9 protein-coding genes and 2 pseudogenes are annotated in these 10,377 nt (G+C 43.6%); 5 read left to right on the top strand and 6 right to left on the bottom strand.

The features are described from left to right. Positions 1 to 238: 238 nt before the first annotated feature. The 3 genes from D1B31_RS22420 (at position 239) to D1B31_RS22410 (ending at position 3,365) form a co-directional block, all read left to right on the top strand. A complete protein-coding gene (locus tag D1B31_RS22420; RefSeq protein WP_118924688.1) occupies positions 239 to 1,381 on the top strand; it encodes a DUF5667 domain-containing protein in 1,143 nt (380 codons plus the stop codon). A gap of 92 nt (positions 1,382 to 1,473) precedes the next feature. Further along, the gene (sigI, locus tag D1B31_RS22415) at positions 1,474 to 2,229 is read left to right on the top strand and encodes an RNA polymerase sigma factor SigI (protein WP_240035397.1); all 756 of its coding nucleotides are present in this window, start codon (positions 1,474 to 1,476) and stop codon (positions 2,227 to 2,229) included. Further along, positions 2,226 to 3,365, top strand: a complete 1,140-nt coding sequence (locus D1B31_RS22410; protein ID WP_118924684.1) for an anti-sigma factor domain-containing protein — start codon at positions 2,226 to 2,228, stop codon at positions 3,363 to 3,365. The genes sigI and D1B31_RS22410 overlap by 4 nt, the downstream gene beginning before the upstream one ends. 77 nt (positions 3,366 to 3,442) lie before the next feature. On the opposite strand, the gene D1B31_RS22405 is transcribed toward D1B31_RS22410, so the two are convergent. From D1B31_RS22405 to D1B31_RS22390, 4 genes and pseudogenes are all read right to left on the bottom strand, one after another. Beyond that, positions 3,443 to 3,646 (bottom strand): alpha/beta-type small acid-soluble spore protein, encoded by a 204-nt coding sequence (locus tag D1B31_RS22405; protein WP_118924682.1) that lies wholly within the window; start codon positions 3,644 to 3,646, stop codon positions 3,443 to 3,445. Between the two features lie 119 nt (positions 3,647 to 3,765). Then, positions 3,766 to 5,109 (bottom strand): annotated as a pseudogene (locus D1B31_RS22400) ((Fe-S)-binding protein). Continuing rightward, positions 5,106 to 5,984: pseudogene (locus tag D1B31_RS22395) on the bottom strand (FAD-linked oxidase C-terminal domain-containing protein); the annotation flags it as partial. The pseudogenes D1B31_RS22400 and D1B31_RS22395, both read right to left, overlap by 4 nt. Beyond that, a complete protein-coding gene (locus D1B31_RS22390; protein ID WP_118924680.1) occupies positions 5,984 to 6,100 on the bottom strand; it encodes a DUF3905 domain-containing protein in 117 nt (38 codons plus the stop codon). The pseudogene D1B31_RS22395 and the gene D1B31_RS22390, both read right to left, overlap by 1 nt. A 117-nt stretch (positions 6,101 to 6,217) precedes the next feature. Here D1B31_RS22390 and D1B31_RS24685 point away from each other — a divergent pair, with 117 nt between their 5' ends. Together D1B31_RS24685 and D1B31_RS24680 are read left to right on the top strand one after the other, a co-directional pair. Beyond that, complete coding sequence (locus D1B31_RS24685; protein ID WP_192894820.1) at positions 6,218 to 6,379, top strand: hypothetical protein; 162 nt, start codon at positions 6,218 to 6,220, stop codon at positions 6,377 to 6,379. Beyond that, positions 6,379 to 6,528 (top strand): hypothetical protein, encoded by a 150-nt coding sequence (locus D1B31_RS24680; protein WP_192894819.1) that lies wholly within the window; start codon positions 6,379 to 6,381, stop codon positions 6,526 to 6,528. Before D1B31_RS24685 ends, D1B31_RS24680 begins: the two co-directional genes overlap by 1 nt. A 17-nt stretch (positions 6,529 to 6,545) precedes the next feature. Here D1B31_RS24680 and D1B31_RS22385 read toward each other — a convergent pair whose 3' ends face one another. Together D1B31_RS22385 and D1B31_RS22380 are read right to left on the bottom strand one after the other, a co-directional pair. Beyond that, entirely contained in the window at positions 6,546 to 8,291 is a 1,746-nt protein-coding gene (locus D1B31_RS22385) for a B12-binding domain-containing radical SAM protein (protein ID WP_118924678.1), read from the bottom strand. A 118-nt stretch (positions 8,292 to 8,409) separates the two neighbouring features. Beyond that, positions 8,410 to 10,107 carry an L-lactate permease gene (locus D1B31_RS22380; protein ID WP_118924676.1) on the bottom strand — a complete coding sequence of 566 codons (1,698 nt, stop codon included), beginning with the start codon at positions 10,105 to 10,107 and terminating at the stop codon, positions 8,410 to 8,412. Positions 10,108 to 10,377: the final 270 nt, after the last annotated feature.

Genomic DNA, 10,377 nt, shown 5'->3' with positions numbered 1-10,377 from the left:
TATCGTATGCATGAATGATTTTGATTTTATCTTGGAGGGAAAGTGCCCTTTTTGACATAATAAAAACTCCCCTTAAAGTAAACAGATTTTTATTTTTTAATCTGTCTACCTTAAGGGGAGCATATCAGTTGGTTTAAGGCTTTTCTTTTTATTTTTGCCATACCCTCAAAAAGGAGAGTACCACATGCGTAAGGTCTAATGAAAGCGGCCGCAACACCATTTCCTTAGGAGTGACAAAATGATAGAGTTTAAAATGAAGAAAATTGGAAAAACAGCATTAGCGATGGTCCTAGCAGGAACGTTCGTATTTTCGCCGGTACTTGCTTCAGCAAATAGCCTTTCTGAACAGGAAGAAAAAAATGCTGAGGAAATCATTAAAACTGATGATGCAGAAACAGTAAAGGTTAGTGAAGATACTGAAAAGCCGTCCTTAGTACCTGGTGATTTCTTTTATTTTGTCAAAATTGCCCTTGAAAAAATCAAGTTGGCCATTACATTTGACAACGAAAAGGAGGCAGAACTGCTGGCAGCTTATGCCGCAGAGAGGCTTGCTGAAGCTGAAGAGCTTTTCAACGCAGGGGATGAAGAGCGTGCGGTTGAAACGATAAAAAACGCGATTGCCTATTTGAATGACTATGACAAAAAAGCTGAAGATGAAACTGACAAGGATGAAGAGCCTGTAGTTGAGGAAGAAACTGAGCAGCCTACAGATGAAGAAAAGCCTGCAGATAATGTTCAGGCAGAAGATGAAAATGTGGAAGGCCAAGAGCCTGCTGAAGAAGAACAAGTTGTTGAAGAAGACAAAAATGAAACTGATTCAGACAAGGTTGTCCGCCAAAATATCGTTGCTCTGAAAGCGGCACTGGAAAAAGTTAAGAATCCGACTGCTAAAGCCGCATTACAGAAAAATATTGATAAAACGTACGCAAAAATTGCTGAGAAGCTTGGAAAAATAGACAGCTTGGAGCCAAAAGAGGAAGATAAAGCCGAAGTTGTGACAAAAGAAGAAACACCGGTAACAGAAGAAGAAACAACGGTAACTGAACCTGTTACGCCTGTGACAGATGAAGAAGAAACAGTGGAAGAAGAAAAACCAGCAGTAGCGGTTCCTGTGGCTCCGAAAAAACAGGAAGCAAAGGTAGAAAAGAAAGCAGTGAAGGAAGTAAGAAAGCAAGAGCAGCAAAAAGCCAAGGAAGTAAGAAAAGAACAAAAACAAGCTGTAAAAGAAGTCCGCAAAGCAGCAAAAGCCGAAGCTAAGCAGGCCAAACTAGAAAATAAAGAAAAGAAATCAAACGGCAAATCCGCTCCAAATGGAAATAAAAACGGTAATAAAGGCAATAACGGGAACAAAGGCGGCCAAAAGCAAAGCAATAAGCACTAAAACCGAGGGAAAGATAGCCTCAAATGGGGCTATCTTTTCTCCTAAAAGAACCACTTGGCATCTCTCCTATGCTATAATTGTGGACTAGAGAGGTGAGGGTTATGCTAAGCTTATTGTTCTTAGCCAAAAAAAAGAAACAGACGCTTGAAGAGTCTGTCCATTTAATACAGCAGGGTGACAAGAAGCTGAATGATGATCTGATTGAGGCATACAAACCGTTCATCGCTAAGACTGTTTCGGTTGTGTGCAAGCGGTATATTGTTCATTCAGACGATGAGTTTAGCATAGGCCTTATTGCTTTTAATGAAGCAATCCAGAAGTATTCCCCTGAACGCGGAAGTTCTTTGCTCAGCTTTGCCGAGGTGCTCATCAAGCGGAGGGTTATCGACTATATCAGGCAGCAGGCGAAAAATCCAACAGTCAGTCTCGAATTGCAGCCTGATATAGGGGATTCCGACTCAAGGGTGTCCATAATAGAAAATGAAATCTCCCTTGACGATTACCGAAAAAAAACAGATGAAGAACGCAGGCGGGAGGAAATTTTTCGTTTTCAGGCCCACCTGAGGGATTTTGAATTGAGTTTTCACGACTTGGTTGAACAAGCTCCCAAGCATGCAGATGCCAGAAAAAATGCAATCCAGGCCGCAAAGCTCCTGGCCGAGGATAAGGAACTAAGAGAGAGCCTTTTTGAGAAAAAAAGACTTCCGATCAAGCAGCTTGAAGAAATGGTGCATGTCAGCCGCAAGACGCTTGAGCGTAACCGGAGGTATATTATTGCAATGACACTGATTCTGTCCGGTGATTATGTGTATATGAAGGATTATATTAAAGGGGTGCTTGAATCATGAGGACAGGTATCATTTTGGATATGGATGAATCGTCACTTACCCTATTGACCCCTGATGGCGAATTTATTCGGGCGGCTAGAGAAAAGAGAATTTATTCAATAGGAGAAGAAATTACTTTTAATCCTTCAGTAGACAAAGTGAAAAAACGAAAATTTGCAATTGGGCAGCTGACTGGCATGAAGCGTGCCTGGCTTGCCGCAGCGGCGGTTTTCCTTCTTATGGCATCAGCTATTTTTCCACTCCAAAGCAGCAACAAGGTATATGCCTATATGTCCATTGACGTCAATCCAAGCATTGAGTTGGGACTTAATGAGGGGATGAAGGTTATCAAATTGAACGCCTACAATCCCGAGGGGAAAAGTATTGTCACAAGTCTGAAGCACTGGGAAAAGGAATCTGTTTCGAAAGTTGCTGAAGACATACTTTCTGAAATTAGACGCCAAGGTTATTTTTCAAAAACAAATGAAGTGATTATCTCGGCAGTCAACACAAATAAAGCAAAACCGAAGGCCGAGGAAAAGCTGAAGGAAACAATTGAGGTCATAACCCAAAAAGCAGTTAAAGAAAAGCATGAAGTAAGAGTCTTAAATGGTTCGCAAAAAGAACTGAAAGAAGCCCATAAGCTCGGGGTGACGGCTGGCAAGTATAAGGCAGAGGCAAATACCAAAAACCAGGCAGCAGAAAAGGCCGAAAAAACCTCTGCGATTGAAAAAGAACCAAAGAAGACTCCTGCTGAAGCACTAGGAAAAGATCCAAATGAAGCTGTTAGGGAAAAGAAAGACAATCTGCCTCCGGGACTTGCAAAGAAAGAGGGTCATGAGCAACCGTCAGATAAACAAAATCATAAGCAAAAAGAAATCCCTAAAGGACACGAAAATAAACATCAAGGACAAAATAAAGATAAAAACAACAATAATAACAAAGACAACAACAAAGGGAAAAACAAGGATAACAACAAAGGTGAAAATAAAGAAAATAATAGAGATAAAAATAACGGCAAAAATAAAGGGATTGAAAAAGAAAACAATGGCCGGGAAAATGATAAGCGCGGGAACGAAAATAAAAACCGCAACCAAAATGGCCAAAAAGGAAAAGGGCAAAATCAAGGAAATCAAAAAGGAAAGTCTGGCAAATAAGCCGGGCTTTTTTTATGCAACAATAATGCCGTTCCCGGAATTTTCCGGCGAACGGCATTGATTCCATCGTATTCAATTTATTGTTGGCCATTTCCGCCGGTCATTTGAGCTTGGGCCTGCCTGACAAGCCTTTTTGTAATTTCGCCGCCTACTGAGCCATTGGCACGTGAAACGGTATCTGAACCCAACTGGACGCCAAATTCCTGGGCGATTTCATATTTAACCTGATCAAGGAATTGTTCTACGCCGGGAACAAGCAGGTTATTGCTGTTTCTTGCCATATGTTTTCACTCCTTTACAAACATCAGAGACTGTTTTTCTCTGTAGGGATAGTATTTGAAGGAATGAAAATTTTATTTGTGGAAAATCTTTTAGTGAAAGCAGAAATTTATAAAGACACTCAGCTTTTAACGGTTTGTTCTTTTTTAACAGCTTCTAGCAACAGGTCGACGATGTGGACGCCTCTCATTGTCTTGGCTAGTCCTTCGCGTTCAATGCCTAGCTTCATTTGCAATAGGCAGCCTGGATTCGCGGTTACAATGGTTGCAGCCTGGGTTTCTTTCGTCCTGGCCATTTTATAATCAAGCATTTTCATCGACATTTCCGATTCAATAATATTGTAAATGCCTGCAGAGCCGCAGCAGCGGTCTGCTTCCTGCATTTCGCGATATTCTGCTCCTTTGATTGCCTTTAGCAAAGTCCTTGGGGCAGCCGCCGTTTTCATGACGTTTCGTAAATGGCATGAATCTTGATACGTAATGACCTGGCCCGGCAATTCAAGATTCACTTTTTCATGGAATCAGACCTCGACAAGGATTTCGGAAATATCCTTCAGTTTGCTTGAAAAAGCCTTCGCGCGACCTTGCCACTCAGGATTATTATGAAAAAGGTGGCCATAATCAACAAGGAAGCCGCCGCAGCCGCCTGAGTTAGTAATGATATAATCCGCACCCGCATGTTCAAATGCTTGAATATTTTTCTTTGCCATTTCCCTGGCATGATCTTTTTCCCCGTAGTGGCCATGGAGCGCGCCACAACACGCCTGGTCCTTCGGCATAACAATCTCACACCCGGCTAGTTGAAGAAGCTTGATCGTGGCATTATTTGTTTCAAGGAACATCGTATCCATTAAGCAGCCGCTGAAAAAGGCGACACGCTTTGTTTTCGGTCCAATCGCTGGAGTGAATTCAGGCCGATTCTTTAATTCCTTCATCGGCGGTACGTTAGGCAGTACCTTTTCCATTGTAGCAAGGCTTTCAGGCAAAAGGCTCATAAAGCCAATTTTCCTGGCCGCTGTCTGCAGACCTGAGCGCTGGTAAAAGCCAATTAGTCCGGCTATAGAACGCATTCTGTTTTGGTGCGGAAACAGGCCACTGAAAACAGCTTTACGGACAGCCCTTACTGGAAGTGAATATTTTTTGTTTTGTGCAATGATGTCACGTGCTTCTTCAAGCAGCGAGCCATAATTAACCCCTGGAGGGCAAACTGTTTCACACGCGCGGCAGCCGAGGCAGAGGTCAAGGGACCGCTCAAAATCCTCGTCTGGCGTAATCAACCCATCGGCCACAGCCTTCATTAACGCGATTCGGCCCCTCGGTGAATGGGTCTCCTGAAAACCGGATTCAATATAAGTTGGGCAGGCGGGCAGGCAGAACCCGCATCGCATGCAATTCAATAGTTCATCTTCATCCATTTTTTCTTTAAACTTCTGCTGGATGATCTCTTTTTCTTTCACTGTTGTCATTTTGAAACCACCACTCGTTTCCTGCTGTCTTTTGCAAAAATCTTGCCCGGATTCATAATGTTATTCGGGTCAAGAGACGCTTTAACGCCTCTCATCGCTGCAACGCCTTCTTTTCCGAGCTTCAATTCAAGATAGGGGGCCTTCATGATTCCAACCCCATGTTCGCCGGTAATCGTGCCGCCAAGTTCAATCGCTCTTTCAAATATTTCTTCGAACGCTTTTTCAACGCGTTCCATCTCATCCTTGTTGCGGATGTCTGTCGGGCAGGTCGGATGGAGGTTTCCATCGCCCGCATGGCCGAACGTACAAATGTTCAAGTCGTACTTAACGGCAATTTCATTAATGGACTTAACCATTTTGGCAATTTCTGAGCGCGGAACGGTCGCATCCTCAAGGATTGTCGTTGGAGCAAGCCTTGCCAAAGCAGACAGCGCTGTCCTCCTGGCCGTTCTAAGAGCTTCCGCTTCCTGGTCCGTTTTTGCTACTTGTACGGAAAAGGCATTTTCCTGTTTGCAAATCTCAGTAATTTTCGCCATATCCCGTTCGACTACTTCAGGCGGTCCGTCCTGCTCAATCAAAAGGACGGCTTGCGCATCGACAGGTAGTCCGATTTTTACATAATCCTCCACAACTTTAACGGTTGCCTGATCAAGGAACTCAAGTGTAGTCGGAATGATTTTATTTGCGATAATTTTTGAAACAGACCGGGCCGCCGATTCTAGGTCCTCATAAAGTGCAAGTGCGGTCTTTTTCGTTTCCGGCATCGGCAGGAGTTTAAGGATTGCTTCCGTAATCACACATAGCGTGCCTTCCGAGCCAACAAACAGGCGGGTAAAGTCATATCCTGCAACATCCTTGGCAAGCTTTCCCCCGGTCACATAAAAGGTGCTTCAATCTCTATGCCTGTCTCCTTAAAATCAGGTGCATTGATTTGATGGGGCAATGTTCCATCTACTTCAAGCCGTTTCAGCTCCTTCTGTTTTCCATCCATGATTCGTTCCTCCTTTTTTCTTTATCCTTTGCACCCTCTCTGGTTTTATGAGCCGTAATCCTATGAATGAAATTTCGGCAGGTGTTAAAACTAAGCTTGAACAAAGGAGGGTTATGAATGGCAAAAAGAAAAGCGGAACGGAATGCGGTAGAAAAATATAGCAAGACTCCGTACAAAAATACGAGTGAATCAGATTTTTCAGCCGAGCTTGCTCATGAGGAAGACCCGATGAAAGGAGCCAACCGGAATTCCAAACAAGGAAGGAAGGGGCGCGGCTGATGAACAACAAGAATCCAAAAAAGCAGAACAGAGAAGAATTCGGGATGGAATTCGGCGACGTGAACGGGATTAAGCTGTATGAATTGCTCGTTCCGCGATCGGAAAAGGACCGCCAGAAGGAAAAAGAAGACACTAGACATAAAAAATAAGCCGGCGAGTTGCCGGCTTAAAGTGTAAATGAACTGATGATCGGGCCGCTGCCAGCCGGGTCGTAATACACAACCATTGCGGATGGCTCATTTTGTATAACTCCGTCAAACAAATATTTTTTCAAATTAAATGAGAGCGGCTCAATCATTGCATGCTTATATAAATCCTTTTCGGACAAGGCAAGCTTTTCAAACGCTTTTCCAGCCCGCCCTGGATTGGCGAGCACTTCTTGATAGAGGCTGCTCCGGTCTTTTTTATCGAATCTCTTCTCCCACCACGGTTTTCGCGGACTATATTTTTGCCTTGATAAATAATCGAACATCATCAGGCCCCTGGCAGCTTCAAGGTTTTTTAACCCACTAGAATCGAGGAAGGAATCGAGGCGCCTGAACAAATCTTCAAGCTGATGGCCAATTCTCGCCCAACCCTTTTGATCCCAATAGGTCCCGAATTCCTGGAAGAAATCAAACGGTGAATCAAATTCAGTGGTCACCAAGTACTCAATCGTTGCATCCAATCTATGGCTATTCCAATATTTCTCGAGCACATCCTCAACTTGTTTGATTCGGATGATATCTTCAAATGGAAGCACATTGTTGCCAAGAATCTCATAAGGTGCCTGGTCCATGTAAAGATAATCATGTTCTTCCGCGCGAATTCTTAGGCCGGTTCCGCGCAGCATTTTCAGAAATCCAAGCTGTAATTCCTCGGGCCTCATTTCAAACACATCATTGAACGTTTTCCGGAATGAAAAATAACTTTCTTCAGGCAGGCCGGCAATCAAGTCGAGATGCTGGTCGATTTTGCCGCCTTCCTTTACCATCGTGACAGTCCGCTTTAATTTTTCAAAATTCTGTTTGCGCATGACGAGCTCGTTCGTGTAGTCATTCGTTGACTGGACCCCAATTTCAAAACGGAACAGGCCTGGGGGAGCTTCCTGATTTAAAAATTCAATGACCTCAGGCCGCATAATATCAGCGGTGATTTCAAATTGGAAAACCGTACCTGGGGCATGCTCATCAATAAGAAAACGGAACATGTCCATTGCATAGCTTCGGCTTATATTGAAAGTCCGGTCGACAAATTTAATTGTTTTGGCTCCGTTTTCCATTAAATAACGAATGTCCTCTTTTATTTTCTCCCTGTCAAAATACCTTACACCTACTTCAATGGAAGAGAGGCAAAATTGGCAACTGAAAGGACAGCCTCTGCTTGTTTCTATATAAGTGACCCTTTTGCCGAGATGAGCGGCATCTTCAGGGAATTGGTAAGGGGAGGGGATCGTTTTTAAATCCAGCTTTCCGGATTGGAGATTTATTTTTACTTTGCCTTCCACTCTGTAGGCTGCACCTGGCACCTTAGCCAAGTCAGGGGCACCAGTCTCCAATTCCTGAAGAAGCTGTTTGAACGCTATTTCACCTTCACCGGTTATGATGATATCAGCTGACGGCACACGTTCGAGCCATTGGGCTGTATCATAGGTAACTTCCGGCCCTCCGAGAATGATGACGATAGAAGGATTGATTTTCTTGATCATCGAAATGACTTTAATCGTTTCTTCGATATTCCATATATAGCAGCTGAAGCCGATGACATCTGGCTTCCGGGAAATCAAATCAGAAACGATGTTTATTGCGGGATCTTTTATTGTGTATTCGACAAGATCAATCGGGAAATCCGGCTCGGCGTAAGCCTTTAAATACCGAATGGCCAAATTGGTATGGATATATTTCGCGTTCAAAGTTGAACAAATAATTTTCATTTTACAAAAACTCCTCAATATGGTTGTTCTATCAGATTTTAGTATAACCATTTAAAGTGGTAAAAGGAAAGAAAAAAAAGCCTCTCCCAAATTGAAGGAGAGGACAGGTTGTTTCCTATTAAGGAATCATAAATGTAAAGAATGTATGCTGGAGCCAGGTTATGATTCCGATCAAAGTGACAAGGAAAAGACTGTGTTTAATTGTAAACCGGAACAGGTCGGATTCCTTGCCTGCCAGGCCAACGGCGGCACACGCGACGGCAATGGATTGCGGGGAAATCATTTTTCCGGTAACGCCCCCGGACGAGTTCGCTGCAACTGCGAGAACATCGCTCATCCCTATGGAGTTGGCGGTAACCTTTTGCAGGTTTCCGAATAAGAGGTTAGCCGATGTATCCGAACCAGTAATGAATACCCCGAGCCAGCCTAGGAATGGCGAGAAGAACGGGAATAGGACAGCGCCGGTTTTTGCAAGAGACATTCCCATAGCTGTGCTCATACCTGAAGAGTTCGTCACATACGCAAATGCCACAACAGATCCAATTGTGAGAATTGGGTATTTAAGCTCGTTCAATGTTTCACCGAATGTTTGAATGAAACCGGCCCAGCTGATTTTGACAATATATTTTGAAATGATTGCTGAAATTAGAATCGCTGTCCCGGCCGCTCCAAGTATATCAAGCTTATATAAAGCGGCGATCGGCTCACCAGCTGAATTGAAAACATTGTTATTCAAAAACGGCACCGCAGGCTTAAGAGTCAACAGATGCCCAACTGCATTGATTCCTTTCAAAATGGGATTTGTCCCCATATAAGCACCTGTCAACGCGGTTTTAATGACAGGAATGCCCCATAACGAAATGACCGCGGTCAGGACAAGGAAAGGAGACCATGCCTTGAAAATTTGTCCGCCAGTATAATGGGGTTCTTTTCCAGGTGCTTTTTTCCTCGCTGCGGACGTTGCAGCAAGTTCCTGCTCACCGGAAAAACGGAAAATCGTTTTTGGTTTCCAGTAACGAAGGAAAATGGCGAGACCGAACAAGGATACTAGTGAGGAGAGAATATCCGGCAGCTCTGGTCCAAGGAAGTTGGACGATAAATACTGCGTCACTGCAAAAGAAACCCCTGAAACTAGGATCGCAGGCAGTATTTCGATTGTCCGTTTCCATCCAGCCATAATCATAACGAGATAAAATGGAATAAAAACAGATAGAAAAGGCAGCTGGCGACCAACCATTTTCGAAATTTCCATCGCTGGAATCCCGGTTGGCCCTTCAACAGCAATGATCGGTATCCCAATTGCGCCGAATGCCACTGGCGCTGTGTTAGCAATCAGGCAAAGTCCTGCCGCATAAAGCGGATTAAAACCGAGCCCGACGAGCAAAGCGGCAGAAATGGCAACAGGTGCCCCAAAGCCAGCGGCCCCTTCAAGAAACGCACCGAACGAAAATGCAACCAATAAAGCTTGTAAGCGCCGGTCTTCTGTGATCGAAAGGACTGAACTCCTGATAATATCAAATTGTCCTGTTTTAACGGTAAGCTTATAAAGAAAAACGGATGTAATGATGATCCAGCCAATTGGCAAAACTCCATACACCGCTCCCTGGGTCGCTGACATGACCGCTAGTGCCGCCGGCATTTTAAAAGCAATAATGGCTAACACTAGAGCGATGAGAAGTGTTGTGATCCCTGCAATATGGCCTTTCATCCTTTTAATGGCCAAGGCCCAGAAAAAGTAAAGAATTGGAATTAAAGCAACAAGTGCGGTAAGAGCTAGACTGTTTCCTACAACTGTAAAATTTTGTGTAAAACTCATTAACTTAGCCCCCGTTCTGAGTTAAATGACTTGTACTTGTATGTCCCCCCGGACAAGCACTCCTTTGTGTCCCTCCTTTTTTTAAAAAGCAAACGCTTTCAAAATGTGATAAGGTCATCTGATGACTCGACTACTTAACCTTTAGAACAGATTATAAGTGTGACTCTATTAAATTTCAATCTATTCATGTAAAATTTCCTAAAGTTTATATATTTATGGTTTAATAGGTAAAATACCCCCCTTTTATCGTTATAGGAAAAAGGTCGTGAA

This window comes from Neobacillus notoginsengisoli, from assembly GCF_003515685.1.
GTDB classification, from domain to species: domain Bacteria; phylum Bacillota; class Bacilli; order Bacillales; family Cytobacillaceae; genus Bacillus_D; species Bacillus_D notoginsengisoli.
Note: the sequence above shows the minus strand (reverse complement) of the source record. Positions and strands in the feature narration are given on the sequence as shown.

Bases quoted from the DNA above. Each gene is read 5' to 3' on its own strand.
- D1B31_RS22420 (WP_118924688.1), top strand. From the start codon at position 239: ATGATAGAGTTTAAAATGAAGAAAATTGGAAAAACAGCATTAGCGATG.
- D1B31_RS24680 (WP_192894819.1), top strand. From the start codon at position 6,379: ATGAACAACAAGAATCCAAAAAAGCAGAACAGAGAAGAATTCGGGATG.
- D1B31_RS24685 (WP_192894820.1), top strand. From the start codon at position 6,218: ATGGCAAAAAGAAAAGCGGAACGGAATGCGGTAGAAAAATATAGCAAG.
- D1B31_RS22385 (WP_118924678.1), bottom strand. From the start codon at position 8,291: ATGAAAATTATTTGTTCAACTTTGAACGCGAAATATATCCATACCAAT.
- D1B31_RS22380 (WP_118924676.1), bottom strand. From the start codon at position 10,107: ATGAGTTTTACACAAAATTTTACAGTTGTAGGAAACAGTCTAGCTCTT.
- D1B31_RS22390 (WP_118924680.1), bottom strand. From the start codon at position 6,100: ATGGATGGAAAACAGAAGGAGCTGAAACGGCTTGAAGTAGATGGAACA.
- D1B31_RS22405 (WP_118924682.1), bottom strand. From the start codon at position 3,646: ATGGCAAGAAACAGCAATAACCTGCTTGTTCCCGGCGTAGAACAATTC.
- D1B31_RS22410 (WP_118924684.1), top strand. From the start codon at position 2,226: ATGAGGACAGGTATCATTTTGGATATGGATGAATCGTCACTTACCCTA.